The sequence below is a fragment of the Planococcus notacanthi genome (assembly GCF_030407825.1).
In the GTDB taxonomy this organism is placed as follows: Bacteria; Bacillota; Bacilli; order Bacillales_A; family Planococcaceae; genus Planococcus; species Planococcus notacanthi.
In genome coordinates this window covers 154915-181287 of the sequence record NZ_JASDCQ010000002.1, presented here as the reverse complement: position 1 = coordinate 181287, position 26373 = coordinate 154915, and the positions used below count along the sequence as shown (strand labels likewise).

Here is a 26373-nt window from a genome sequence, read left to right as displayed (position 1 = left end):
ATTTCAACATATTTTTAGATGCCGTTTTTGGAAATACGCTACCTTAAGGTTAGAGTTATTGGAGATGCACGATGAAACAAGTAACAGGAAACGCTTTTCACTACGGCTGGGTCATTATCGCGATCGCGGCCTTGTCTCAATTTTTCTCTGGTCCCGGACAAACTTATTCGAATTCAATTTTTATCGATTATTATATAGAAGATTTTGGCTGGAGCCGTTCCACGGTTTCCGGTATCTACTCGGCTGCGACATTGACGGCAGGATTCCTGTTGTTTTTCGTCGGGCGCCTGATTGACCGAAACGGCTCACGTAAAATGGCCGTTGCCGTATCCGTCGCCCTTGCCGTCGCCTGCTTTTTCAACAGCTTCGTAACAAGTCTCGTCATGCTGTTTATCGGCTTCTTTTTTATTCGCTTGTTGGGCCAAGGCTCTATGGCACTTATATCAAGCTCACTCATTCCGCAATGGTTTGTCAAAAAACGGGGCCGCGCCATCAGCATTGCCGCAATCGGCGGCTTAGTCAGTTCTGCCGCTTTTCCCCTGCTGAACGTTTGGCTGATCGAGTCATTCGGCTGGCGCAGTTCATGGCTGATTTTAGGAATCATCATCATTGTTTGCTTTACGCCGCTTGCTCTTTTCCTCATTCAAAACTCTCCTGAAGAAATGGGCTTGCTGCCGGATAACGGCGCTGCGCTTAAGGCGGAGCCTGAAAAGAAACTCATAAAAGAAGTCAGTTGGTCAGTGAAAGAAGCTTCAAAAACCCGTGCTTTCTGGCTGTTGCTGCTATGTGCAGCCATCCCGGGCATCGTCAATACCGGTTTGACCTTCCACCTGGTCTCCATTTTCGCTGAAAAGTCCCTGTCTCTTGAAACTGCAGCCGGCATTTTAAGTTTAACGGCATTGATCGGCTTGCCAGTCACTTTCATCACTGGAATTCTGCTGGAAAAAGTAAAAGTCCAGTATATGCTGACACTGGTATTTGCAGGCGAGCTAGTGTCGTTATTTCTTCTGCAGAAAGCTGATTTTTTGGCGACTGCCATGGTCTTCGGATTGGTCTGGGGCGTCAGCATGGGAATCGAACGGATTGTCATGGCTGTTGTCTGGCCCAATTATTTCGGCCGTAAGCACATCGGCAGCATCAGCGGCATCTCGATGGCGATGGTCGTCACGGGATCTGCGCTCGGTCCGTTGCCGCTCGGCATCGCTTTCGATTTATTCGGCGGCTATACCGAAATCCTCTGGGCATTGATGATTTTCCCGATTTTCGGTATCGTGGCAGCTTTGCTGGCAGACCCGCCGAAAAAAGAAGCTTCCATCCAACAACCCGTTGCCAAAGAAATAGAAGGACCTGCAGAAAACCCATTACTCGCGGATTAAAGGGTTTTTTCAAAAAGGAATAAAGGGCAAAAAAAAGGTTGCCCATTTGGACAACCTTTACCTTGCTATTTATGCATCGACCCATTGAGAAGCTATTTCTTTCTCTGTTTTTGGTTCGTCGGCTTTTTTATTGGTTTTGCTGGTGTAAGGCTTAAAACTATTGGCTTTATTGGCTCCTGCTTTCCAGCGCGTCCATCCTTTTTTGCCGGTTCCCTGGCCTGTACCGCTTTTCGCTTTTGCTTTTGCTTTGCTCATTATAATCACTCCATTACTGCTACGATGATGTACAGCTTATCACATCAAGGCTCAGAGTGAAACAGAAATCTTCGTTTACGAACGGGCAAGCCCTTTTTTCAATAGCTCCAGTTCCAGTTCATAGTTTGCAATCGACTCTTCCACAGCCAAGTTTCTGGCGAAATGTTCGATCCAATTTCTGATAGTTACGGTCATAAGGATTTTCAGCAAATGGTACAATTCCTTATTCCCTGACACATTCAGCTTGTCCACATCAATAAGTCTGCTGATTGTGTTGAATTCCTCTTCAGACTCTTCTTCATTGACGATTTTGATGAATTTTGTTTCGACTTGTTCTGTCATATTCAATAGGACATTCCGTTTAAAGTCTAGAAGCTCATCTTCGTTCACAGTGGAAATATAAAACTCCCTGATCGTCTGGAATAAATCTCCGCTGTTTTTTTCCAGCGTCGCCTTAAAGAGCCGTTTGCGCCTGGCAGTATAGCGATTCAACAAGTAGAAGTACAAATCTTCTTTTCCTTCAAAATATTGATAGAAACTTCCACGGGAAATTCCGGCTGTTTTGACGATATTGGCTATGGAGGCTTCAGACAAAGAGGCATTCGAAAATTCCTGCTGTGCCGCTTCGATCAATAGCTGTTGTTTTTCTTTTGGCAAATTATAAAAGGTCAGTTTTGGCACTTTTCTCTTCCTCTCAATCGGTCTGTGCTATCAGGTCCACTTAGGATAAAGTTATTCGGCAAATGAAAACGTTCTTTATCAATCAAGATTTCAGAGAAATCTTCGTCAGCACTCACCTGATCCTTGAGCCTGTTCATCCGCAATTGGATCTTTTCCATTTTCCGGTCCAATTCGGTCGCAGAATCCGCTGCTTCCTTCAGTTCAAGGATAATGTCAGCGGGCACTTCTTTGTTGTATTTATAGTAGATTTTGTGTTCAAGGCTTGCCCAGAAATCCATGGCGATGGTACGAATCTGTACTTCCACGCAAATCTCTTCTACACGGTCCGACATAAAAATCGGCACCACCAGCAATAAATGCAAACTGCGGTAACCATTCGGCTTGGGATTCTGGATATAATCCTTCACTTCAAGAACCTTCAAATCATCCTGGTTCTGCAGCATGGCGCTTAATCGGTAGATATCAGCTTCAAATGAACAAGTGATTCGAACACCCGCAATGTCTCTAACATTTTCTTTAATATTCACTAAAGAAAGGCCGACTCCTTTTTTGCCGGCTTTTTTCATGATGCTTTCAGGAGATTTCAAACGGGAACTGACATTTTCGATCGGGTTATAGTCATGAATATAGTGGAATTCCTGTTGCAGTATACTGATTTTTGTATTGATTTCTTCCAGAGCGAATTTATAGCCCATCATAAATCGCATCATCTCTTTTTTTAAGCCCTTCATCTTCCGTAGATCATCGGTAAAACCGGCTTCCATCTCGTCGTCCCCTTTTTTCATAACGTTCACTTATTTATTGCTTATAATCTTCGAATGACACCGTGTCACATTTCGTAAAGCAAGCTTAACATGACACTGTGTCACATGTCCACTGGGAAGCGACGCGCTGTCACATCAAACCATAAAAAAAGAGCAAAACCTCTGTGTTTGAGGTTTCGCTCGCTCTCCTGCCCTTACTTGCCAAGTACTTTCTGAATGTCTTTTTCAAATGATTCGGGTTTATCTTTTGGAGAGAACCGTGAAACGATATTGCCATTTTGATCAATCAGGAATTTTGTGAAGTTCCACTTGATGGCGCTTGATAAAAATCCTTTTGTGTTAGTGGTCAAATAGTTGAACAGTGGATGTGCCTCTTTGCCGTTAACTTTGACCAGGTCGTGCATAGGGAAAGTAACGCCGTACGTCATGCGGCAAGCTTCCTGTGCTTCTGCTCCACTGCCTTTTTCCTGGCCGAATTGATCAGACGGGAAGCCCAGAACCACTAATCCCTGTTCCTTGTATTCTTCGTACATTTTTTCCAAACTGTCGAATTGATCTCTCAAACCGCATTTTGTCGCTGTGTTGACTATCAGCATGGCTTTGCCCTTGTATTCGCTTAAGTGGTATTCTTCCCCGTTCGGCTTTGGTACGGCAATATCGTAAATATTCATGCGGCATCTCTCCTTATTTATTCTTCTATTACAAATTCATGTTTTTAAAAGAAGCATTTAGCTCTTTCAAGTTTTTCATCAAGGTGATGGCGTTGACTCCCATAAAGTCACAGCTGATGAGTTTGTCGAGGACAGCCTGTTCGACTGCCGCCTGTTCGCTTTTGGCTTTTTCCGTCAATGAAATCGTAAAAGCACGTTTATCTGATTGGGATTGTTCTTTAACCAGTCGCCCCTGTTCGATCATACGATTGATGATCGGATTCAAAGTTCCGGTTCCAAGCCCCAGCCGTTCACCGATATTTTTAGTCAACAGTCCGTCTTCTTCCCACAAGACAAGAAGCACCAGATACTGTGGAAACGTCAGATTGAAAGGCTCCAGCGCTTTTGCATACATTTTTGAAAAATTGCTGGAGGCTTTATAGACTTCGAAGCACAATTGTTGTTCGAGTTTCGTTGGTTTTTCCATTTGCATCTCACCTATGCTAATTATTATAGAACGCTGATTTCCACATCCACAGATCCTTTGATTGCTTTGGAATATGGGCAATACTGATGCGCTTTCTCTACGTATTCGTGTTTCAATTCTTCATCGATGCCTGTGATATCGACGACAAGTTTCACCGCCAATTTAACGCCGCCGTTGTCTTTATCTCCAATCAAGGCAACAGTTGCTGTTACTTCACTCTTTTCAATTTCCACTTTACCAGCTTCCAGCACCAATTCCAATGCACTGTTGAAGCATGCGCTGTAACCTGCAGCAAATAGCTGTTCCGGATTTGTTGCCGTTGTTGCTGAACCTCCAAGAGCCTGTGGTTTTGCTACATCCAAATAAAAAATATTGTCCGGTGAATAAACCGCACCGTCTCTTCCGCCTGTATTGATCATTGTTGTTTCGAATAGTGTTTTCATTATGTGTTTTCCTCCGTCCATATATATCTTACACGATCTACTTTAAACTGAATCGTACGCGATGTAAATACATATGCTCACACGAAAAAAGACTTTATTCACCGTCCTGGCGAATAAAGTCTTTTGGGAAAGATCGATTCTAATAAATAAAAGGAATCAAGCGTGCACGCTTTTTCATCCATTGCTGATAATCCGGTCCGAACTTCTCAATCAGCAGCTGCTCTTCATAGTTTATTCGCTTCAGCAAAGCCCATACCATTGCCAGGCCACCAAGAACGGCAGCAATTGCACTGGTGAAAAACAAGGCCATTCCGAGAGTAATGAACAACAACCCGGTGTAAAGCGGGTGGCGAAGTTTTCGGTAAGGTCCGGTGCTGACGATTTCATCACCTTCACGAACGGTCACGTAACGTGTGAATTGTGATTTCAAATGGACGATTCCCCAAAACCGCAGGAAAACCCCTGAAGCCAGCAAAATAACTCCCACTGCTTGACTGATCCTAGCTATCGTCTCGAACGCCATCAATTCCTGCAAAACCGCCGCGATAAGAATGGTCGCGATCAAAACTGCAAAGATGGTGAAGAATGTCCGTTTTTCCAATGGGTCACCTTGGCCGATGCCGCGATTTCGGAAAATCAGAAATTCACTGAGCCAAAACAAGCTTATTGCTGTAAAAATCCATTCAATCATCGTCATAAAAGAGGCCTCAACTTCCTGTTCTTTTCCTTCCAATATATAGAACATTTCGAAACAATACAATTTCTACCCCTTGCCAAATAAACTTGGACGACTAGCGTGAAACCAGAAAAGAGCGCTTTGCCCACCTGGCAAAGCACTCCTTCACTACATTTTATCTATATCTTTTCTTTAAAAAGGTGAAAACTGTAGCTGCAGGGCGTCTTTACATCAAATTCCCCCGCTTAGCTTCCCATTTAATCTTCAATGGAAGAGATTTCGACCAGCATCGCAGTGAATGCGATAAAAACAACCATTAACGAGAGCACCATTGTGAACATTATCCTTCAACTCCTACCACGTTTTGAATCCTTCTGAACCTGGTGGTGCATGGTGGATCATCTGGCTAATTGGAATCGCATAGGCGATGACAATGAGTGCCAGTGCAAGCCCGATCCAAATCCACCAGTTTTCAAGCCATTTCGGGGTACGGGACATGTCGCTTTCCGCCAGCGGGAAATCTACGATGTCTTTCGGTTCCACCGCTTTAGGCGAAAGGAACATCGTCATGACGACGATATAAATCAGAATCATTGCCGAAACGAACAAGATGCTGCCGCCGATGGCCATCGTCACATGGTTGGTCAGAATTCCGTCAAACCATTCCAATGCAGCGGGGTGATCGTTGTAGCCGGAATAAGCGGTTCTTCTTGGCGCTCCGAGAAGGCCCAGCAGATGCTGCGCTGTTGACATCAGCAGCATGCCGAACGACCAAGTAATGATTTGGACAAGCCCAAGCACTTTCATGGATTTGGTGAATTTTCTGCCTGTTAAATATGGAATCAGCCAGAACGTCAAGCCCATGAACGTCATCGCTACCGGAGTGCCGACCGTGATGTGAAAATGCCCGACAATCCATAAGGTATTGTGGACCACTTCATTCAATTGGAAACTTGCGTTAATGATTCCCCCAGCTCCACCGGGGATAAAGAACGCCATGGCAATGAAAATAGAAGTGAAGCGGATATCTTTCCAAGGCAATTTTGTAAACCAGCCAAACAGGCCTTTCCCGCCATTTTTGCGTCCGGCAATTTCAAATGTCGCGAACATCGAGAATGCCGTCATCAAGGAAGGTACGATGACCATAAACGTCAAGACCACCTGCAGGAATTTCCAGAAGTTCGAAATCCCCGGTTCTGTCAGCTGGTGATGGAAACCGACAGGAATGGAAAACAGGATGAAAAGAACAAAAGACAGACGTGCCAATGAATCACTGAATACTTTTACACCCAGGATTTTCGGTACGATAACGTACCAGGCCATGTATGCCGGCAGCAGCCAGAAATACACCAATGGGTGGCCAAAAAACCAGAACAAGGTGCGGCTGAGTTCTACATCAATGGTATCGGTCCAGCCGAATGCCCAAGGGATGTATTGGAAAAGGACCGTTGCCACGACGCCCAGACATGCAATGATCCACATGATGATGGTCGTGATGGTCATGAAAGCGAAAAGTGGGCTCAACTGCCCTTTATTATTTTTCCGCCATACTCTGTAATGTCCGACCAACGCAAAACTGCTGATCCACGTACCGATAATCACCAAAGCAAGACCTACATAATAAAAGCCACTTGCCTTCAGCGGTGCATAAAAGGTGTACAGCACTGAAGCTTCTCCGGCCACGATCATCGCTGTTGCCATAACTGTTCCAAGCAAGGTCACCCAAAAGCCGATCCACGAAAACAAACGGACTTTCGGACCAAAACTTCCAAGGCTCTTGCTCATACCGGTAATAAAGAAGCCGAAAATAAAAAATGTCGTAAATACAAGTGCGAGTAAAACGCCGTGTGCGGTAAGAATTTGGTAATAGTCCAGCCAAGCCGGTAATTGAAGCGCGTCATTGCGGATAAAAACTTGCAGCAGCCCACATAAGGTGCCGATTAAAAAGGCGGTATACGCCACGCCGATATTCCATAAAGCAATTTTTCGATCTTGCACAGCAATCATTGTTCATACACCTCTATCTCTGTATACATCATATGGTGGCCCGTTCCACAGTATTCATTGCAAAGAATCAAATATGTGCCCGGTTCTTCAAACGTGTAGGATTTTGTCGTGATCCGGCCTGGAACGACCATCATATTGACTTTTGTATTATCGATCGTCAGACTGTGGACTACATCGGTACTGGTTACTTTAAAAATAATTTCTTTTCCAACCGGAACTTTCAATTCCGGTGCCTGATATCCGAATGCCATAGCCACAATCGTCGCCTGGTATGTATCGTCGTCCAATTGCGTGACTCCCGGATTATCAAAAGGTGCCGTTTCACTTACTTTTTTGGGATCGATTGTTTCCATTCCTCCTGCAGGGGTATGGTCCTGTGAAAATGCGCTTACCCCAACAACGCTTAAAAATACAATCAGCGATGCAATACCGAACACCAGCCAAATTTTTTCATATTTATGAAGATGCATTTTAGTCTTCTCCTCTCATTCCGCCTTAACGGGCTACATACAATAAATAAACGGCGACCCACATGACAATAATGATCAGCCCCACTACAAAAACACTGACTAATGTACCTTTCAGATTGGTCTCCGGCTCCCGGTTCTCTTGACCCATTTCCTCTCACCTCTTACGCGTTTTGTTCTTACTTTCAGCCTATTCTATCGGCTTCTCCAGCACTGTGATATTTCTCACACTCAAGGCCTTTTTTTAATGAAATGACAAATTTTAGACAAAAAAAGAACCTGCCCAATGGGCAAGTTCTCCTGTTAATCGATTTTGCATAAATAAATTGGACAGTCTTCACAATTGGTTTCTTCCTTTAAATGCTGAATGTCATGAAGCAGTATTTTTCCTTCACTCAATGTCAGAACGCCGCGTTTTTTCAACTCAGCCAGCATCCGGTTCACCACTTCCCGTGTCATTCCACAGAAATTAGCAAGATCCTGATTGGTCAATACGAGATCAATCAACACACCATTCTCTTTTTTCACTCCATAGCTATTGGAAAGCCTGATCAAGGTTGAATACAGTGCCCCTTTTTTGCCATGAAGCATTAAATCACGGAATTTCGTCTGGGTTTTCTGCTGATCGATTCCCATCCATTTCATAAAAGCGACAGACAATCGGGCGTTCGATAACAAGGCCTCTTCCAGATCATCAATTGAAATATGCAGGCATACTGCATCTTCGACCGCACGTGCGTCCAGCATGTATTTGGGCCTATCAGAAAAAAGGGTCACTTCTCCAACAAGCTGCCCTGGACCACAAATTTTCAACGTAAGTTCACGGCCGTTCGGCGTCACTTTTTCAATTTGGATTTTACCGGACCGGATGATGTAAACACCGCCGATGGCATCACCTTCACGAAACAAATAATTGTCTTTCTTTAATTCCTTAACTTGATGGCGTACAGACAATAACTCTTTCATATCCATCAATGCCTCTGCGTTCCCGGTACCCGTTTTCAAAGTGCAACCGCCTTCCCGTTATACAATCATTCCTATTAAAATGATTTTACCATGAATTTCTTTTTAAAAAGGTACAAATTCATCATTCCGACACTTGTTGCCAAAAGAATATATAAAATAAGAAGGAACTTTATTCTCCGGTAGAGAAGTTCCTAGTATAGAGATTGAGGAGGAATGCTAAATGACTTTAAAATATTCCAACATACTGGTAGCGGTAGACGGTTCCAAAGAATCAGAATTAGCTTTTAAAAAAGGGGCGGCCGCAGCGGTCCGCAACAATGCAACTTTGCACTTGGCACATATTATCGACAACCGGTCGTTCGGTTCAATTGAAGCCTATGACCGCACAATTGCTGATCGCACGATGAAAAATTCTGAGGAATTGCTCGCCAAGTACAAGCAAGAAGCAGAAGCAGCAGGTGTTGAAAATGTAAACGTCATTATTGAATACGGCGTCCCTAAAGTTGCCATCCCTAAAGAGTTGGCTCCTAAATTGAATGTCGATGTCATCATTTGTGGCGCTACTGGTCTGAACGCAGCTGAACGCTTTATCATGGGCAGTGTCTCCGAACGAATTGTCCGCACAGCAAAATGCGACGTATTGGTTGTCCGCAGAGACCAAGAAGACTTATTTACCGAAAACTAAACAGCAACCTTTCCCTAAAAAACAATAAGGGAAAGGTTTTTTTATGATCTTTTTTCCTACTTTACCTTCCGCTACTTTCTTCCTCCAGTAAATCTACTACCAAAAAAAGCAAATAATCACCAAAGTTTTATCGCCTTCAATTAATATTTCACCAAAATGTCATATTTATATTAAAAATCATTGTTTTAGCGCCCTTTATCAGACACTTTGTCATTTTAGCAGTCAAAATGATAAGAAACTGTAATAATAAAGACGTTTATGTGGTGTTACAATGGGTCTGCTGGATTTTTCATTTGGCAACCGCCAAGAAAAATCAATCGACTCATAATAATTTTTCACGATAATTATAAATAGCCACGGAAATCGAAAGGAGCACAAGAGTTTGAAACCATTAGCTAAATGTCTGATGATCGCATTATCGGCTTTACTGGCGCTAACCATGTTCTTACCAACTGCAAGCGCTGATAAACTAAGTGATTTAGAGAAAAAGCAACAAGAAATTCAACAGAAACAAAGTGAATTGAACTCCGGGATTCAACAGAAAACCAACGAAATCTCCCAAAACCAATCCACACTCGAAAAAATCATCGCAAAAATCCGCGAGTTAGATAACCAAATCATCGAAACACAAACCAAAATCGACGTTGCTCAAGCAGAAATCGATCAAACAAAAATCGAAATCGATGAATTGAGAAAGTCTATTGAAGAATTGGAAAGAAAAATTGCAGAACGTGAAGAGCTTTTGAAAGAACGCGCACGTGCTATTCAGTTGAGCGGAGGTTCAGTTGATTACATAGATGTACTTCTTGGAGCAAACAGCTTTGTAGATTTCATTGACCGTTTTTCAGCAGTCAACATCTTAATCGAAGCGGATCGCGAAATCATGCGTGAGCAAGCAGCCGATAAAAAACTTTTAGCTGAACAAAAAGCGGAAGTGGAAACGAAACTAGCTGAACAGGAAGCCAAAAAGGCCGAATTGGTCAACTTGAAAAATTCACTTGATGCACAGAAAAACGAACAGGCTCAGCTTGAGAAAGATTTGAAAGCAGAGCAGGCACGCTTAGCTAACGAAAAATCATCGCTGCAAGCAGAACATGCGAAAACGATGAACATCAATGCAGACCTCGAGAAGAAAATTGGCGCAGAACAAGCACGTCTTGCGGAAATTGCCAGAAAAGCAGAGCAGGAACGATTGGCTAAAGAAGCCGCAGCACGCAAAGCGGAAGCTCAACGCCAGGCAGCAGCGTCTGCATCAGCACCTGCTTCAACTGTTACACAAGCTTCGGTATCTTCAAAAGCCGGCAGCTCAACATTTATCCTTCCTTCAACAGGACGCTTCACTTCTGGATTCGGTGGCCGTGACATCGGTGCCGGAGCAGAATCACACCTTGGAATGGATATCGCGAACTCACCTGGAACACCAATTGTTGCCGCAGCGAGCGGTATGGTGTCCTACGCCGGCAATATGGGCGGATACGGAAACGTGGTCATCCTGACACATTCCATCAACGGCCAGACACACGCTACCGTTTATGGCCACATGAGCTCGATCAATGTATCTGTTGGACAATCAGTTGGACAAGGCCAGCAAGTGGGCGGCATGGGTAACACAGGCCGTTCTACAGGCACACACCTTCACTTTGAAATTCACGTAGGACCTTGGAATGGCGCACGTTCAAATGCGGTCAATCCTGCTCCTTACGTTCGATAACATGTTAAAAAACCGGCTTCTCTCAGGAGATGCCGGTTTTTTCTTTCTATTTTTCTCTATGTAGCAGTTTAATCGTTTTGGATGCTTCGATTGAATATTTTTCTTAATGATCGATTTGTATACTGCCGTTCTCCATAATTTGGATCGGTTGATAGCTATTTTTAAACTCAATTCCTATATATCCAGTAGAGTTCAAGTCCGATATCCCTTTTATATAGGCCTCTTCGTCTGTAATTAACCGATAGAAGAAACACAATCCATCACTGGTATCTGAAGACTCTTCAAATACAAATTTCTCTCCATACTTCTCTTCAAAGAATTTTATCGCTTCTTCGTGAGTAGTAAATAGCGGAAATTCGTTTTCTTCCTGCTTGCTGATTCTATGCATTTTTCTCCTCCTAAGATTCAAGTTTACTTTAACTGCATCTTTTTATTACGATAATTAAGATATAGATACAAAGAATTTATCATTCAATCAAGCATATGTATAGATGTAATCATACCGATTGGCAGTCGCCGCTCGCCGAACGCATCTTCATAGGTAATGGTCCACCGCTCTTGGTCCAGCTTTTGAATTATGCAACGGTGATAGTGGAAATGACGGTCCTGCCAGGATTGAATAAATACCATGCACTGCCGTTCGCAGGCTACTATCAGCATACCAATGATAGCCCTTTGTTCATCGGCGCTGAGCATCGGCTGCGGATCATTAATGGAATTCCATGCATGTTCCGATACGAAAAGGCCATCCCACCTTGTTTGTCTTCTTTCATTTTTTTTGCCGGTAATGCTTCTTTGCTCCATATCTTACACTCCCTTTAATAAGAACATTTGTTCTTATTATACCCATTTAAAAGAGGAATTGCTCTATTTTAGAGAAGTTTTTTTATTTTGAAGAAGAACTGCAAAAAAAGAGAAGAAGGTTTTCAGTTTCCTCTCTTTCAATACTTTTCAATATGTTAGTTTTGTTCTTCATTGATTTCTACCAACTCTTCCAGCGAATGGATTTCAGCCTCTGGAATCTCTGCGAATTCTTGCATTAAGCTTTGCTGATACTTGTTTTTTCGATAATATTTTTTCAGTAAGTTATTCGCAATCGAGAAGATCCACGTGGACAGTGTGGAATGGTTATTAAAAGACGCTATACTTTTACACGCTTCATAAAAGGTATCGTGGCAAAGGTCTTAAGCCGCCGCCTGTTTGCCTGTCTTCGCATAGAAAAACGCATAGATTTTTGGGTGAAGTTTTTCGTATTCTTCATTAAGCTTATTCATCACTGCCCTCGCTTTCTTGCTGTTCTTAGTATTAATACCTCAAGCATTTATTTCGTTACAAAATCCTTTAAAAAATTTTCTTTCCCTTATCATTCCATAGATTTTTCCCATCTTTAGTTCTATGAATATTTTTTTAATTAAAATCAAAACTAGTAAAGGATGGCCTTTAAGAAACAAAAAAAAGAACTTCAGTGCAGCACTGAAGTCCTCTGCATAAACAAAAAGAAGAGAGAATGTAGTCGATCCACATCTTCTCCCCTCTATCCATGTCTAATAGTTTTTATGCAAAATCCCTTTTATACTGGACAGTCAGACAGATACCGCCAGCTAAAAATGCCAACGAATATTTAAACAGGAAAAAGATTGTCCACATATACTCTTTCGGAAAGATGATGTCACATAAAATGATGGCCAACAGCATCCAGTAGCAGCTCTTTAAAGACAATTGATTTGTCCGTTCATCGCTTTCCCCCATCTTCTTATAAGACACATAAAGAAGAATCAGACTGCCCATGAGCAGTAAAAACCCAATCCCGATGAGAATATTCCAATTCCCAGTAGATTGTTCAGCCCAAGCCCTAAAAGGATCGAAAATAGCGTGATGGATATTCGCGAAAAAATCATTCGTTTTGACCATCTCCTTTTACATAAGTAAATACATCGTTTACATCAACCTTAAAAAAGTCGGCAATTCGGAAAGCTAACAGCAAGGTTGGAACATAATTCCCTTTTTCCATAACAAAGATGGTTTGTTTGGAAACTCCCACTTTTTCCGCTAATTCTTGCTGGGACATTCTGGCGAGCACCCGATATTCATAAACCTTATTGGATATCGAGTCCCCAAAATCTTTCTTCATGATCATCACCTCTTAGAAAATATAATAAATAAATTCTTTATAAAAGTAAAGTAAACTTATACTTAATAAAATAATATTTTTATTTCTTGCTATTATTACATAAGAATCCGTATATGGTTCTTCAATAAAAACACATGAAAACCCGGCATCTTTTTCAAGATGCCGGGTATTCTTCTTTCTATTCTTTTCCTCCGTACAATTGTTGAAGTTCTTCTTCTTTCATTGTAAAGCGGTGTTCTTCTGCAGGAAAAGCGCCGGTTTTTACTTCGTCGACGTACTGGGTCAGGCCGTCTTTCATCAAGTCCCCGGTTTCCGCGTAAGAATGCACGAATTTCGGCAAATGATGGGTTCCGTACTTCAGGACGTCGTGATAAACCAAGACTTGTCCGTCTGTTTCACTGCCGGCTCCAATGCCGATTACCGGTATCGTCAATGCTGCGGTGACTTTTTGCGCCAATTGGTAAGGAATGCATTCGAGAACGAGCATGCAGGCTCCTGCCGCTTCACATGCCCGTGCATCATCGATCAGCTTTTGCGCGGCGTCTGCTGTTTTCCCCTGTACTTTATAGCCGCCCAGCACACCCGCTGTCTGTGGAAGCAGACCAAGGTGCGCGACAACCGGAATGCCGGTGCGTGTCAGTAATTTCACTACCTCCACGACCTCATCTGCCCCTTCAAGCTTTACTGCTTCCGCTCCGGTTTCCTGGAAAATACGGACTGCGTTATCCAGTGTGCGTTCCAGGCTGCCATGAAATGAAGCGAAAGGCATATCCACCACCAAGAACGTATCGGGAGCACCGCGACGGGCTGCTTTGCCGTGATGGATCATGTCATCGACCGTCACTTTCACAGTGGAATCGTATCCCAGGACGACCATTCCAAGAGAATCGCCGACCAGAATCACATCCACGCCGGCCTGTTCAGCAAGTTTGGCTGACGGGTAATCATAAGCGGTGAGCATGGCGATTTTTTCGTTTTGTGCTTTCATTTTGATGAGTGAGGCTGTATTTTTCATTTTTTTCTCTCCTTTTGGGAGGAAAACCGAAATAAAGCCCATCCATTCCAAAACTGGACAGACGGGCAGAATAAGTATCAGTGGTTTTCTCCGTCCCTGTCGATGTAAGATCAAGGCAGAACTATGCAATTGTTGAGTGTCTTTATACGGGTGCAGTTCAACAATGATACCGCCCTTATTGCCACTATAGCAGAAGCTTGGATGTTGGGATATGGTTTATGTACGAAGTTGCGGCCAATTCCATACAAACGGATCTATTCCATAGCTGCCCTTACTTTTTCTTGAATCATGACAACCTGGGGCTCCATGTCCACTGAACCATAGGCAGAATCAATGCATTCATTCCAGAACGCCATGTGTTTTTTATCCACTTCGTGGCTGGAGTTCTCCAATTCGGTTCCGCCTTCTCCCTGCACCGAATACCAGTATAAATAAGTTTCACCGTCCCGTTCTTCTTTGAAGATGGTTTCGACGAACATCTTTTCATCATCAAGTGTCAGCAGCACATGGCCCATATGCTCATTCAAAAAAGCCATCCATTGTTCGACGGATTCCATTTTCCCTTGTTTGACTTTGAATCGCGAAAGCTCTGCGGTCAGTTTCATTTAGACGACGTCCTTTGCTGTTTTTTTGAAATAACCCAGAGTGGCGTTATCGTTTAGCTGATTAGTGACACCAGTTGGCCGGTAACCCAATTTTTCATAGAACCGGCAATTCCCTTCCTCCTCTAAAATTGTGGCCAGTTCCCAAGTTTCCGCTTCCGCATGCAGAAGTTCTGCCTGTTCCATCGCTTTCTGTGCAATGCCAAGCCCTTGATAAAGAGGGTCCACAAACAACGGGCTGACCCAAAACCGGCATTCTTCCTCCCATTTGATCCGGATTGCTCCGACCATGTATTCCTTCGCGACAATCTTGTAGTAAATTGAAACAGGATCATTGATTCTGCCGAGTACCTGTTCCAGTGTTTCGTTTACTGGATTGGTGTCATGATCCTGGTACTGCTCCAACAACGGCAGAAAAGCCGCTTTTTGCATGGCCAGAATAGCGGGAGCATCCAAGGCAGTCGCTTTTTCCAATCTTATTTTCATAGGGGCACCTCATTGGTTAAAAAAGAAAAAAGCTGCGGCGCTCTTTTTTGGAAAGAACGATAATGGTGTCCTTGACCCGCTAATACCTTGAATTCTGCTGCAGGCATACTTCTTTTGATGGCTTCATAAATGGCTTGATTTGAAGCAAGGAATTCATTGCTCAAGAAGGTTCCCATGCCGCCTTCATTTGTTCCGCAGTCCATGTACAGACTGCGGATCTCGGATAGATCTGCCGTCTTCAGCAATTCTTCCATTTTTTCCTGATTGGCATAAAATGCGCCAGACAATACAATCAGGTCTTGAAAAATCGCAGGGTAGCGGCAAGCAGCATATAAGCTAATCAGGCCACCCATTGATATTCCCGCTATTGCTGTGTGATTCTTATTCGTTCTGTATGTTCTATCGATATAAGTCTTCAGCTCTTCGACAATAAAGTCAATATAGGTTGCTCCATTTCCTCCAAAAGAAGGAGCTTCCACTTCTAAAAACCGTTTGCTGTATGCCCCGTTCTCCCACGGACAATACTCATTTTTTCGTTCATCACTGTTTTGGTCAATGGCTACCACAATGACATCCAACTCTTGTTCATCTAAATACTTTTCAAGCTCCAGCGATACTCCTCCAATGGCTCTATCGTCCTGAAAGACATTCTGGCCATCATGCATGTAAAGCACAGGGTACTTTTTATTGCTGGATGGATAGTTTTGTGGCAGATAGACCCGAATCACGCGGTCTTGTTTAAAAGCTTTCATCGTCATCGGAAAGATATCCAGCATTTCTATTCTCCTTTATGTTTCGTAGATCCCAAATACTCCACTGCCAACGCTTCTTCCCCGTCCGTATTCACCCGATAAGCTTTAGCAGCCGGTCTCGAACTAACAATCCGCTTGATGTCTTGTCCAATATAGTGGATGGCCGCTCCATCATCCGCCGCAATCCCTGCTTGCAGGATTCCTTGAGTGATGAACCGCCGGTATGCCGGCCTTCTATCGGCTTCTCCGTCATAATGCGGGCAATGGCTGCCTTTCAGAAAACCCAATGCCTGGAGCGGTTCGAGTGTATCTCCATAGGAGTCCGTAACACCTTCTTCGTACCAGCAGATCGAGCCGGCACTGAGGCCAGCTAAGACGATTCCCTGCTCCCAGGCTTTTCTTAACATTTTGTCCAATCCCCATTCTTTCCAGAGCACCAACAGGTTTTTGGTATTGCCGCCGCCTACATAAATGATGTCCTGGTCCAGTACATACTGTTCCAAATCCCGTGTCGGCGGTTTAAACAAAGACAGGTGGCTTGGCACGCAGTTCTGCTGGTTGAAAAAATCATAGAACTTTCCGATATAGCTGTCTGCATCTCCGCTCGCTGTCGGAATAAAGCAGATTTTTGGGCAGGGTTTATTGGCTTGCTTCAATATGTATCGGTCAAGTAATGGATTATCAGGTTCCATCGAGAACCCTCCACCGCCCATAGCAATAATTTGACGCATATTTCTCACCTTTCTTTGTTTCTTTTTCTCTTTATTCTTCGAATTGGAAGGTTTATCCTTCTATGCTATAGTAATAAGAAAAAAAATCAGCCATCGGGGGATTCTTATGCTTGTACAGGAAGTCGCGGTAGAAACCATCACAGCCAGTTTGATAGAAAGTCCTCATGTTCGAGCTGTTTTCCTAAAAGGCTCCATGGGCAGAAATGAACACGACGAACATTCAGATATTGATTTGTATTGCCTTGTCGAAAAAGAGCAGGAAGAAGCTTTCCTGGCTGAGCGCCTCGCGCATCTTCAAGCATACCGGCCGGTGCTTTTTCAGGATGACATTTTCATCATTGCTCCGCAGCTTATAGCGGTCTTTGATAATTTGCTGCACATCGACCTGTTTACGGTGACAGCGGAATCATTTACGGCAAAAGATTTCTTTAGAGTCGTTTATGACCCTGAAAACCTGCTGGAACAATTCACAGAATCGCAGAGTCTGGAAATCACTCCAGCCGAGTATAAAGATCATGTCATTGATGTCGCGTGGTTTTTATTTCAGTACCGAAAAGCGGGTGCCAGAGGAAACGGGGTGTGGGCAGTGAAGATGCTGTCGCATGTGCTGGAACATTTGGCGCGGGTCTTATTGTACCGATACGCCCCAGAACGGACGCAATTAGGCTTGAAAGCAGTGAGCCGTTCATTGCCGGCAGCTGTCTTTTCAGAAATCGAACAGATTTCCAGTAAGATGACCCCGGCAGATCATGCACAAGCCGCTTCGCAGATCCGACAGCTGTTGAGACAAGAATACCTTTGGATGGAAGAACAAGTAAAAGATAAAGAACAGATTATGCCACTGATGAAAAAAATGATCGAAATCGAGTGAACCTACGCGAAAAGCGCCTAATGCGGCGCTTCTCTTTTTATTATTCAGGATTTCTTGTTCACTTTTTCGCTTCAATCAGCAGCACCATGTAACCGATATCGTCTTTAAAATCCCAATCGGTAAAGGCCTCGGTTATTTTCCTGTTTAGCAGCTGCTCCAACGAGGAATTATAGATGAGTTTTGCTTCCAGTGGGCGCTTGGCCAATTTCAATTGTTCCGTGAAGTTATTCCTGATCAATTCCTTTTCAATCTCAATCAAAATTCCTTCTCTTCGGATCAATACCGTCCGCTCATTCAGCCAAACGACTTCTGTCTTATCCGGTTCTTTTTGAGCTTTCTTGCTGGCATCCGCCACTTCTTGATAAAAAGCTTTTTTGTCGATATCTTTCGGCCATTCCTGCGCTTTTTCTTCAGCTTCTCCATTCAACACCAGAATCAATAACCCGGTTTTATTTTCCAAATTCCAATCCGCATGAATTTCTTTGATTTCCAGTTCCGCTGACTTCAGCAAATCCAACTTAATTTGTTCTTTCAAATCCCTCATAAGCAAATCCCTGATTTCTTGTACTCTGACCGATTCTTTTTGGCTCATCAGTACTTTTTCAGTCGGAGCCAGGAATTCACGCAAATGAATGACAACGAACGGTTTACGGATCGCAACGAATACGGAGGCTGGGCCTTTCCCGAAATGCGTCCGGAATAACCCTGAAATATAACCACTTACTTCTGATTCAGTAGTCTTTTCTTTCTTCATAATGGCCTCTCTCCTTTCGGTGGGATGGAGCATATTGCAGATGCTTTTCCCCTATCCTCGACCATTAAACCCTCTACAGCCGTTCAAGAAAGCCTCCTTCAGGGCAGTACAAAAAAACTGAGCAGCAGGATCGCCACAATCCCCGCTTCCGACAATTGGCTGATCCACATATTATCATTTTTAGCGTATTTCCACTCCATGAATGCGCGGCTGATTAAACTGATGAAGAAAAAGAGAAAGAGGTAATACACCCAATTGATGGTTCCCATTAACTGATTTCCCAAAGTGAATGCCCCTACAAGGAAAGCAATCATCAAGCATGCTTCAATCAATGCATGAACCCGGTTCAAGGGCCAGTACAGCCATTTCTTGCGCTCTGCAATGTCCCAGCGTTTTCTTACATAACGCCTTACAAAAAAGTTGACGACAATATAACTCAGGCATAATAGGAGCGCTTCAACGATCAAGCTCTTTCCTCCTTCCTTGAAATTCTCTGTTCATCCTTCAGCTTTTTCTTCGCCCATCCATTCTGTCCTGAGAATGGAGAAAATAAAAGCATCATGGGATTGGTTGCGCTGATGCAAATAACCGCGCAATCGCCCTTCCCACGTAAAGCCTAGCTTTTCCAACAGCCGGTTTGATGACTTGTTTTCCGGAAAGGTCACAGCTCCGATCCGGTACAGGCCAAGTTCTGCAAAAGCGTAGCTTAATACGCCGCGAATCGCTTCTTGCGTGAACCCCTGGCGCCAATAATCCGGATGCAGTTCATAGCCGATTTCCGCTTTTTTGGAGCCCAGATACAAATTGTTCAAACCGATAGTTCCGATAAAATCGCCAGTCTCCTTCAGACGGATTGCCCAACGCATTCCTCTTTTTAAATTGAAACTGGTTTGGAAGGAACGGATCATTTCAACAGCCTCTTCGGAGTGGACCAGACTATCCATGCCGCAATAAATTGTTACTTCATCGCGCGACATGATATCAAAGAACCTTTCAGCGTCACGTTCCTCAATCCTGTTTAACAACAGCCTTTCCGTTTCCAATTGCGGGAAGTCCATTTTGTCCCTCCTTTTCAATTGCGTAGACACAGACGTTTTGTCCGGACAGGATAACTTCTTTCTCTATTGTCATGCCGATATGCTGTGCCACTTTGTGTGAAGCGGTGTTCCTTGGCTGAATCAAAGAAATGAGGCGTTTTTCTCCTAACTGATGCAGCCCATAGTCGCGCAAAGCCTCTGCCGCTTCTTTGGCGTAACCCTGGCCCCAAAATTCCTTAGCTACCCAATAGCCAACCTCCAATTCATCAATTCCTTCGATGGTCTGAGCCACCAGTCCGGCATGGCCGATTCGCTTGCCGTCTTCTTTCCGTACCAGCAGCATTAAGCCACTCTTCGGATTTTCTTTATAGGAACGATAAATCCAGTAGAGGAATTCGAGAGCTTCGCTTTTATTTCGCGTCTGCCCTTTGCCGATATAGCGGATCATTTCCGGATCGGCTAACAGCGACCATAAAAACTGGAAATCTTCATCTGTATAATTTCGGAACTGGAGCCTATCTGATTGAATGTGCATAGAACCACCCTTCTCTCACTTCTGTCTTTCAGAGATCCCGCGGATTGATGATGGCCAGCACTTGATGATCCTGCCATTCACCGTTTATCTGGACGTTCTGCAACGCAATTCCTTCCTTATGAAAACCAGCTTTTTCCAGAACCCGAATAGATGCATCATTTCCCGGCATGACACCCGCTTCAATGCGGTGCAGCGCCAGCTTCCGAAAAGCATAGCCTACAACCAGCTCTACCGCTTCCGTGGTATAGCCTTTATTATTATGTTTCTGATCGAGGGCATATCCGAGAACTGCACTTTGAAGCGGCCCCCGCATCACCTGCACGAGACTGATGGTTCCAACCAATCGATCTGTTTCATTTTCGAAGATTCCAAAGCTGTAAGCCTGGTCATCTTCTTTCTGCTCCGCATAAATTTCAATCAATTCCCGCTGAAGCGGAAGCGTATAAAAGTCAGGGTAACGGGTCATCGCGTACGCCTCGAAAAACCCCCTGTTTTCTATCTCAAGTTTTAGCTTTTCCGCTGCATCGGAGGAACGCAAAAACCTGACGTACACCTTTTTGCCTTTCACTGGATCACTCCTTTGCGTGACAAAGTTCCACGTGAAACAAGTTTGCGGCTTTAACGGTTGCCTTCCCGTGCGTCCGCTTTCAGCAAGCTAATGATTTCTTCATTCTGCTCCACCTGTTTTTCTGAATTGATGCGCATGATTCTGATCCATCTCAATGCGAATGCAGCAATAAAAGCGGGTACTAAAATAAAGATTGCGGCGATTATATCTCCCATTCTTCTCTCCTCCAATCCGTTTAGATATTGTAGACGTATTCCAAAAACTCAGGGAATAAACTTAACCCAAAAGTAACGAAAATAACGGCACCCGTAAGCGATTCCAATAAGGTGTACATATACTCATGCGGGTTTTCTGCATGCTTTTTCTGAAATGCTGCGCGGATTATCAGCTGGACTGCGCCGATGACAATCGAAATCGACAAAACATAAAGGCTGGCAGCGCCGTATTCGTAGACCAGCAACGGCACGGAAAACGCCGCAACCGCGGATAGCCCGTTAAATATCCTGTCCCACTTTTTCTGGCCCTCATACTCTTCATCTTTGGAAAAGAACGGTTTTCTCTCCACCCCGAAAATTCTTCGCAAGACTGAATTCACTAAGAAAGTACTGGCTCCGACTCCCATTATAAAAAGAATCACGCGCCATCCTATGCCTTCAAACAACACTTCAAGAACCTCCCCTTTGAGCCACAGCTCTGCCTGCTACTCTGCCCGAAAACAGGCATCCGCCAAGAAAAGTTCCTTCCAATGACCGGTAGCCGTGGACACCGCCACCGCCGAATCCCGCCACTTCTCCAGCGGCATACAGACCAGACACCGGCTCTCCGGCTTCATTCAACACACGAGCGGATAAGTCCGTCTGCAAGCCGCCCAAGGTTTTGCGGCTGACAATATTCAGGCGAACCGCAATAAGCGGCCCTTTTTTACGGTCCAGCAATTTATGAGGTGCCGCTACGCGGATCAGCCGGTCTCCCCGGTAGTTCCGTGCGCCGCGCATCGCTGTGATCTGCAAATCTTTGGAGAAGGGATTGTCGAGCTGGCGGTCACGCGCTTCGATCTGTTCTTTGATTCGTTCAAAATCCAATAGCTCTTCCCCAGTCAGGCTGTTCATTCCTTTGACCAGTTCCTCGAGTGTATCCGCTACAATAAAATCTTCCCCTTTGTCCATAAAGGCCTGCACCGGTGCCGTCGCTCCGGCACGGACACGCGATAATACCTGTGGAATGCTTTTGCCCGTCAAATCCGGATTTTGTTCCGAACCTGATAGCGCAAATTCCTTTTCGATGATTTTTTGCGTCAAAATGAACCAGGAATAGCCATAGCCGGTCTTCTGGATGGTCTCGAGTGTTCCAAGCGTATCGAACCCTGGAAAATTCGGTGAGGGAAAACGTTCCCCTGTGGCATCGAACCACATGGAAGATGGCCCCGGCAGAATCCGGATGCCGTGTTTGCTCCAGACCGGATTCCAATTCTTGATGCCTTCGGTATAATGCCACATCCGGTCCCGGTTGACGATGCGCCCGCCGGCTTTTTCCGTAATGGCGAGCATCCTGCCATCGACATGCTCGGGTACTCCAGACAACATGGCTTCCGGCGCCTTACCCATGCGGCTCGGCCAGTTTTTCCGGATCAAGTCATGGTTGCCTCCGATGCCGCCGCTTGTAACGACGACGGCCTTTGCTTCGCATCGGAAATTGGCGACTACTTGCCGCGAACTGACTTCTCCCCGCTGGGCATCGCTAGGCTCCAGCAGCGACCCCACTATACCGGTCACCACTCCATCTTTGGTGAGCAATTCATCCACTTGATGTCTCGGCCGATAATCAATCAGTCCGTTCTTCATATGTTCGCGTACCCGCCGTTCAAACGGCTCAACGATTCCCGGTCCTGTTCCCCAGACGATATGGAAGCGCGGCACCGAATTGCCGTGCCCTTCCGCCAAATAACCGCCGCGTTCAGCCCAGCCAACGACTGGAAAGAATCTGACGCCCATTCCGGCGAGCCAGCTCCGCTTTTCATTTGCTGCAAAATCCACATAAGCCTCCGCCCATTTCTTGCCCCAGTAATCTTCATCCTGCTCCCGGTCGAAACCGGCTGCCCCCAGCCAATCCTGCCAAGCCAATTCTTTTGAATCGTTGATGCCCATGCGCCGCTGTTCAGGCGAATCGATTAAAAACAGGCCGCCAAACGACCACCACGCCTGTCCGCCAAAAGACGCTTCCGGCTCCTGATCCAACAGCAATACTGTTTTGCCTGCGTCAGCGATTTCCGCTGCCGCCACAAGCCCCGCAAGGCCTGCCCCCACAATAATCGCATCAAATTCCATCCGTACATCCCCCTTGATGTTGAATGATTAAGCACTGTTGTTCCATCTTGAGGAGTAACTCCCCATAGTTTGAAGTTTGTCTTTATCGTATCATGCGGGTTTGGAAAATTATAGATATTTTTAGTTGTTTTCTGATTGTTTAATTTATTGCAGGAATATATTCTGCTGAGCGTGCGTATTTTATTTTAAACGTGCGTAAAGATTGCCAAGCATTCGCATTTTATGTTGAACGTGCATATAATTTGCTGAGCGTGCATAAGATTAGGCAAAAGCAATTTTCCGATTCTATTAGAATAAATAAAGAAAATATTTCCAACCAATCAACCTAAAAAACACCCGAAACCAGCTTTCTGGTCCCGGGTGTTGCGTCTCATTCCAAATGCTTCCGCTGGAAGTCTGAAATGCTTTCGTATTCTTCTGTCAGCAGGCGCGATAAACGGATATAAATCGGCAACAGTTCCCGATAGACACTCGCCGCCGCTTCATCCGGCTCATGCGTATGCGTCTGACCGATCATTTCGGAAACGATGCTGAAATCCTCGATTTCCCCTGTGGCGTACATGCCGAGAACAACAGCGCCGAGGCAGGAGCTCTCGAAGCTCTCCGGAATGACCACCGGCTTGCCGAACACGTCGGCAAGCAATTGGCGCCACATTTCCGAACGGGCAAAGCCGCCTGATGCCTGGATGCGCACCGGTTCCCCGGTAAGTTCTTCGACAGCCAGCAGCACTGTATACAAGTTAAAGACAATGCCTTCCAGCACAGAACGGATCATATGCTGTTTTTTGTGATGGATGCTGAGCCCGAAAAACGATCCGCGGGCATTCGAGTCCCATAATGGCGCCCGTTCCCCAGTCAAATACGGATGGAACAACAAGCCGTCTGCTCCAGGATTGACGCCCTCGGCAATTTTCGTCAGCACGTCATAGGAATCGATGCCGAGGCGTTTCGCCGTTTCCACTTCGGATGAAGCGAACTCATCCCGCAGCCAGCGCAGGACGATGCCGCCATTGTTGACAGGCCCGCCGACCACCCAGTGGTTTTCAGTCAATGCATAGCAGAAAGTCCGCCCTTTCGGATCCGTTTTCGGTTCCGAAGTCACGGTGCGGATAGCGCCGCTCGTGCCGATTGTGACGGCCAGTACACCTGGTTCAATGGCATCAACGCCAAGGTTCGCCAAGACGCCATCGCTTGCGCCGATGATAAACGGAATCTCTTCCGGAATTCCCATAAACAAGGCATGTTCCGGAGCGAGTCCTCTCAATTGGTGTGTTGTCGGAACCGGCCGCGATAATTGTGCAGGCGCAACACCAGCGACCGCCAACGCTTCTTCGTCCCAATCCAGTTCTTGGAGGTTGAAGAGCCCGGTTGCAGAAGCAATGGAATGGTCGATGACGTATTCGCCGAATAAGTGGTGGAATACAAATTCCTTGATGCCAATGAATTTCGCTGCCTGCGCATATACTTCCGGCTTGTCCTCTTTCAGCCAGACCAACTTTGAGAGCGGCGACATCGCATGGATCGGTGTCCCTGTACGCAAGTAGATTTCATGGCCGTTCAGCTGTTCTTTTATGTGCTTGGCATGCTTCGAGCTTCTTGTGTCAGCCCAGGTGATGCTTTGTGTCAGCAGATTTCCTGCTGCGTCCACCGCAATCAGGCTGTGCATCGCTGAACTGAATGACACCAGTTTCAGCTGTTGCGCATCAATGCCGCTTTGGCGGATGGTTTTGCGCACAGCGGTCAATACTGCACGAAAAATTTCTTCCGGATCTTGTTCCGCAATCAGTGGACTTGGCGTTTCCAGTGCATAAAAAACGGTGTCGGCTTCTAATACTGCGCCCGCTTTATTGAACAAAACGGCTTTTGTGGAAGTGGTACCGATGTCTACTCCCAAATAATATGACTGTTCAGGCATAAGAGCCCTCCTCATAGCAGAAAAAGAAAAAGGAATCTTTCCTTTTTCTCTTCAGGTTTAATTTAGATAAAAAAGCTTATGATTAACACTACCACGAACCCGGTGAGACCGATAATGGTTTCCATGACGGTCCAGGATTTCAAGGTATCCTTGACGTCCATGCCGAAGTAACGGTTAACGAGCCAGAAGCCTGAGTCATTGACGTGGGATAAGACCGTTGCGCCTGAAGCAATGGCAATAACGATCAAGCCCAACGCTGGTCCGGTCATTCCGACCATTTCAAGAAGCGGTGTGATCAAACCGGCCGCAGTCACCATGGCAACCGTTGCGGAACCTTGCGCTACACGTACAGCAGTCGCAATCAAAAATGCCAGAACGATTGGCGGCAAAGCCGAATCCCCCATCATTTCACCCAATACATCGCCGACTCCAGAGTCGATCAGCACTTGCTTGAAAACACCGCCTGCGCCTGTTACCAGAATGATGATCCCGGCAGGTTCAAGCGCTTTGGTCGCGATATCCTGCACTTCCTGACGCGAATAGCCGCGCTTTGTTCCGAGCAAATAGAACGTCAACATCGTCGCAATCGTCAATGCCACGAAAGGATGCCCGAGGAATGTCAGGATTTCACGCACCATATTCCCTTCATCCAGCAAAACACCGGATAAAGTATTCAATAGGATGAGAACCAGAGGAATCAAGATCAACGACGTGATCATACCAAAGCTCGGCAACTCTTTATCGTATTCTTTTTCTTCCAACTCCATGTAATCCGGAATCACAATATGAATCTTTTTGCCGATGAAACGCCCGAATACCGGTCCAGCTAAAATCATCGCCGGAATCCCCGCAAGCACCCCAAACAGAATGACCCATCCAAGTTCTGCCCCGACCAGTTCCGCAACCGCAATCGGTCCCGGAGTCGGCGGAATAAAACTGTGTGTAACGGCCAATCCTGCCAACAGCGGAATCCCGTAATGCAACAGCGACTTGCCCGTTTTTCTTGCCAAACCATAAACGATCGGCACCAAAATAATGAAACCGACATCGAAAAATACTGGAATCGCCACGATAAAGCCGGTGACGCCCAACGCCCATTGCGCTTTGTCTTCACCGAATTTGCTGATCATCGTAGCAGCTAAACGCTCCGCACCACCCGACACTTCCAGCATTTTACCGAACATGGCACCCAGGCCGACCACTACCGCAACAAAGCCGAGTGTGCCGCCCATGCCGTTTTGGATGGAATTAATCACTTCGCCAAGCGGCATGCCAGCGGCTATCCCCACCAGCAAACTGACGAGCAGCAAAGCCACAAAGGCATGCAATTTAGTTCGGATGACCAAAAATAATAATAAGAATATACCTGCAAGTGCGACCATGATCAACATTGAACCTGACAAATCTTCTCCCCCTTATTATGTAGCTCCAGCCTATTCAGCTGAATCAGAAATTTTTTCCTTCGCTTTTAGCCTGGCTGGCGT

General features: G+C 45.3%; 33 protein-coding genes and 2 pseudogenes. 4 read left to right on the top strand and 31 right to left on the bottom strand.

Translation table 11 applies throughout. The features are described from left to right. Positions 1-71: 71 nt before the first annotated feature. Complete coding sequence (locus QMA01_RS08315) at positions 72-1376, top strand: MFS transporter (RefSeq protein ID WP_290214735.1); 1305 nt, start codon at positions 72-74, stop codon at positions 1374-1376. A 123-nt stretch (positions 1377-1499) separates the two neighbouring features. Here the strand turns inward: QMA01_RS08315 and QMA01_RS08310 are convergent. The 11 genes and pseudogenes from QMA01_RS08310 to QMA01_RS08260 form a co-directional block, all read right to left on the bottom strand. After that, positions 1500-1631 (bottom strand): annotated as a pseudogene (locus tag QMA01_RS08310) (DUF3934 family protein); the annotation flags it as partial. A gap of 75 nt (positions 1632-1706) precedes the next feature. Further along, complete coding sequence (locus tag QMA01_RS08305) at positions 1707-2312, bottom strand: TetR/AcrR family transcriptional regulator (protein ID WP_290183651.1); 606 nt, start codon at positions 2310-2312, stop codon at positions 1707-1709. Continuing rightward, complete coding sequence (locus tag QMA01_RS08300) at positions 2300-3076, bottom strand: GTP pyrophosphokinase (RefSeq protein ID WP_191714663.1); 777 nt, start codon at positions 3074-3076, stop codon at positions 2300-2302. Before QMA01_RS08300 ends, QMA01_RS08305 begins: the two co-directional genes overlap by 13 nt. A gap of 194 nt (positions 3077-3270) precedes the next feature. Beyond that, positions 3271-3747 (bottom strand): glutathione peroxidase, encoded by a 477-nt coding sequence (locus tag QMA01_RS08295; protein WP_290183650.1) that lies wholly within the window; start codon positions 3745-3747, stop codon positions 3271-3273. A 28-nt stretch (positions 3748-3775) separates the two neighbouring features. Further along, positions 3776-4213 carry a MarR family winged helix-turn-helix transcriptional regulator gene (locus QMA01_RS08290; RefSeq protein WP_290183649.1) on the bottom strand — a complete coding sequence of 146 codons (438 nt, stop codon included), beginning with the start codon at positions 4211-4213 and terminating at the stop codon, positions 3776-3778. Between the two features lie 23 nt (positions 4214-4236). After that, the gene (locus tag QMA01_RS08285; RefSeq protein WP_191714660.1) at positions 4237-4656 is read right to left on the bottom strand and encodes an organic hydroperoxide resistance protein; all 420 of its coding nucleotides are present in this window, start codon (positions 4654-4656) and stop codon (positions 4237-4239) included. Positions 4657-4795: 139 nt separating this feature from the next. Continuing rightward, positions 4796-5416, bottom strand: coding sequence for a methyltransferase family protein (locus QMA01_RS08280; RefSeq protein WP_225218415.1), 621 nt, complete (start codon positions 5414-5416; stop codon positions 4796-4798). Between the two features lie 270 nt (positions 5417-5686). Continuing rightward, entirely contained in the window at positions 5687-7339 is a 1653-nt protein-coding gene (locus QMA01_RS08275; protein ID WP_191714659.1) for a b(o/a)3-type cytochrome-c oxidase subunit 1, read from the bottom strand. Beyond that, positions 7336-7809: a cytochrome c oxidase subunit II gene (locus QMA01_RS08270; protein WP_191714658.1), complete on the bottom strand. Its 474-nt coding sequence runs from the start codon at positions 7807-7809 to the stop codon at positions 7336-7338. The genes QMA01_RS08275 and QMA01_RS08270 overlap by 4 nt, the downstream gene beginning before the upstream one ends. 25 nt (positions 7810-7834) lie before the next feature. Then, the gene (locus tag QMA01_RS08265) at positions 7835-7957 is read right to left on the bottom strand and encodes a cytochrome C oxidase subunit II (protein ID WP_191714657.1); all 123 of its coding nucleotides are present in this window, start codon (positions 7955-7957) and stop codon (positions 7835-7837) included. A 152-nt stretch (positions 7958-8109) separates the two neighbouring features. After that, positions 8110-8778, bottom strand: coding sequence for a Crp/Fnr family transcriptional regulator (locus QMA01_RS08260; protein ID WP_191715070.1), 669 nt, complete (start codon positions 8776-8778; stop codon positions 8110-8112). A gap of 214 nt (positions 8779-8992) precedes the next feature. On the opposite strand from QMA01_RS08260, the gene QMA01_RS08255 reads away from it, so the two are divergent. Both QMA01_RS08255 and QMA01_RS08250 read left to right on the top strand, forming a co-directional pair. Further along, positions 8993-9457, top strand: coding sequence for a universal stress protein (locus tag QMA01_RS08255; protein ID WP_203340286.1), 465 nt, complete (start codon positions 8993-8995; stop codon positions 9455-9457). A gap of 406 nt (positions 9458-9863) precedes the next feature. Beyond that, positions 9864-11168, top strand: coding sequence for a murein hydrolase activator EnvC family protein (locus tag QMA01_RS08250; protein ID WP_404825529.1), 1305 nt, complete (start codon positions 9864-9866; stop codon positions 11166-11168). A 103-nt stretch (positions 11169-11271) separates the two neighbouring features. On the opposite strand, the gene QMA01_RS08245 is transcribed toward QMA01_RS08250, so the two are convergent. The 10 genes and pseudogenes from QMA01_RS08245 to QMA01_RS08205 form a co-directional block, all read right to left on the bottom strand. Next, positions 11272-11556 carry a hypothetical protein gene (locus QMA01_RS08245; protein WP_290214734.1) on the bottom strand — a complete coding sequence of 95 codons (285 nt, stop codon included), beginning with the start codon at positions 11554-11556 and terminating at the stop codon, positions 11272-11274. An 83-nt stretch (positions 11557-11639) separates the two neighbouring features. Next, on the bottom strand, positions 11640-11972 hold the full coding sequence (locus tag QMA01_RS08240) for a YolD-like family protein (RefSeq protein WP_290214733.1): 333 nt from the start codon (positions 11970-11972) through the stop codon (positions 11640-11642). Positions 11973-12127: 155 nt separating this feature from the next. After that, positions 12128-12340 (bottom strand): annotated as a pseudogene (locus QMA01_RS18210) (RNA polymerase sigma factor); the annotation flags it as partial. A gap of 382 nt (positions 12341-12722) precedes the next feature. After that, the gene (locus tag QMA01_RS08235) at positions 12723-13079 is read right to left on the bottom strand and encodes a DUF2178 domain-containing protein (protein ID WP_290214732.1); all 357 of its coding nucleotides are present in this window, start codon (positions 13077-13079) and stop codon (positions 12723-12725) included. Further along, positions 13063-13299 carry a helix-turn-helix transcriptional regulator gene (locus QMA01_RS08230; RefSeq protein WP_203340292.1) on the bottom strand — a complete coding sequence of 79 codons (237 nt, stop codon included), beginning with the start codon at positions 13297-13299 and terminating at the stop codon, positions 13063-13065. The genes QMA01_RS08235 and QMA01_RS08230 overlap by 17 nt, the downstream gene beginning before the upstream one ends. 178 nt (positions 13300-13477) lie before the next feature. Next, positions 13478-14314, bottom strand: a complete 837-nt coding sequence (panB, locus tag QMA01_RS08225) for a 3-methyl-2-oxobutanoate hydroxymethyltransferase (protein WP_290183639.1) — start codon at positions 14312-14314, stop codon at positions 13478-13480. Between the two features lie 254 nt (positions 14315-14568). Continuing rightward, positions 14569-14913: a DUF6176 family protein gene (locus QMA01_RS08220; protein WP_290184018.1), complete on the bottom strand. Its 345-nt coding sequence runs from the start codon at positions 14911-14913 to the stop codon at positions 14569-14571. A gap of 6 nt (positions 14914-14919) precedes the next feature. Further along, positions 14920-15402, bottom strand: coding sequence for a GNAT family N-acetyltransferase (locus tag QMA01_RS08215; RefSeq protein ID WP_290214731.1), 483 nt, complete (start codon positions 15400-15402; stop codon positions 14920-14922). Beyond that, positions 15399-16178, bottom strand: coding sequence for an alpha/beta hydrolase (locus tag QMA01_RS08210; RefSeq protein ID WP_290214730.1), 780 nt, complete (start codon positions 16176-16178; stop codon positions 15399-15401). The genes QMA01_RS08215 and QMA01_RS08210 overlap by 4 nt, the downstream gene beginning before the upstream one ends. 2 nt (positions 16179-16180) lie before the next feature. Further along, positions 16181-16885: a Type 1 glutamine amidotransferase-like domain-containing protein gene (locus QMA01_RS08205; protein ID WP_203340296.1), complete on the bottom strand. Its 705-nt coding sequence runs from the start codon at positions 16883-16885 to the stop codon at positions 16181-16183. A 106-nt stretch (positions 16886-16991) separates the two neighbouring features. Between QMA01_RS08205 and QMA01_RS08200 the strand changes: the two genes are divergently transcribed. Continuing rightward, a complete protein-coding gene (locus QMA01_RS08200) occupies positions 16992-17756 on the top strand; it encodes a nucleotidyltransferase domain-containing protein (protein WP_290214729.1) in 765 nt (254 codons plus the stop codon). 58 nt (positions 17757-17814) lie between these two features. On the opposite strand, the gene QMA01_RS08195 is transcribed toward QMA01_RS08200, so the two are convergent. From QMA01_RS08195 to QMA01_RS08150, 10 genes are all read right to left on the bottom strand, one after another. Next, entirely contained in the window at positions 17815-18510 is a 696-nt protein-coding gene (locus tag QMA01_RS08195) for a Na-translocating system protein MpsC family protein (protein ID WP_290214728.1), read from the bottom strand. A gap of 98 nt (positions 18511-18608) precedes the next feature. Continuing rightward, positions 18609-18977 carry a DUF4181 domain-containing protein gene (locus tag QMA01_RS08190; protein ID WP_290214727.1) on the bottom strand — a complete coding sequence of 123 codons (369 nt, stop codon included), beginning with the start codon at positions 18975-18977 and terminating at the stop codon, positions 18609-18611. Positions 18978-19007: 30 nt separating this feature from the next. After that, positions 19008-19568 carry a GNAT family N-acetyltransferase gene (locus tag QMA01_RS08185; protein WP_290214726.1) on the bottom strand — a complete coding sequence of 187 codons (561 nt, stop codon included), beginning with the start codon at positions 19566-19568 and terminating at the stop codon, positions 19008-19010. Beyond that, positions 19519-20082 carry a GNAT family N-acetyltransferase gene (locus QMA01_RS08180; RefSeq protein WP_290214725.1) on the bottom strand — a complete coding sequence of 188 codons (564 nt, stop codon included), beginning with the start codon at positions 20080-20082 and terminating at the stop codon, positions 19519-19521. The genes QMA01_RS08185 and QMA01_RS08180 overlap by 50 nt, the downstream gene beginning before the upstream one ends. Before the next feature lie 28 nt (positions 20083-20110). Continuing rightward, on the bottom strand, positions 20111-20650 hold the full coding sequence (locus QMA01_RS08175) for a GNAT family N-acetyltransferase (protein WP_290214724.1): 540 nt from the start codon (positions 20648-20650) through the stop codon (positions 20111-20113). A gap of 50 nt (positions 20651-20700) precedes the next feature. After that, complete coding sequence (locus tag QMA01_RS08170) at positions 20701-20865, bottom strand: hypothetical protein (RefSeq protein WP_290214723.1); 165 nt, start codon at positions 20863-20865, stop codon at positions 20701-20703. A gap of 20 nt (positions 20866-20885) precedes the next feature. Further along, a complete protein-coding gene (locus QMA01_RS08165) occupies positions 20886-21314 on the bottom strand; it encodes a DUF4181 domain-containing protein (protein ID WP_191714638.1) in 429 nt (142 codons plus the stop codon). 1 nt (position 21315) lies between these two features. Beyond that, positions 21316-22974 (bottom strand): FAD-binding dehydrogenase, encoded by a 1659-nt coding sequence (locus QMA01_RS08160; RefSeq protein WP_290214722.1) that lies wholly within the window; start codon positions 22972-22974, stop codon positions 21316-21318. A 370-nt stretch (positions 22975-23344) separates the two neighbouring features. Beyond that, positions 23345-24889, bottom strand: coding sequence for a gluconokinase (gene gntK / locus QMA01_RS08155; protein WP_290214721.1), 1545 nt, complete (start codon positions 24887-24889; stop codon positions 23345-23347). Positions 24890-24951: 62 nt separating this feature from the next. After that, positions 24952-26292 carry a GntT/GntP/DsdX family permease gene (locus QMA01_RS08150; protein ID WP_290214720.1) on the bottom strand — a complete coding sequence of 447 codons (1341 nt, stop codon included), beginning with the start codon at positions 26290-26292 and terminating at the stop codon, positions 24952-24954. Positions 26293-26373 lie beyond the last annotated feature (81 nt).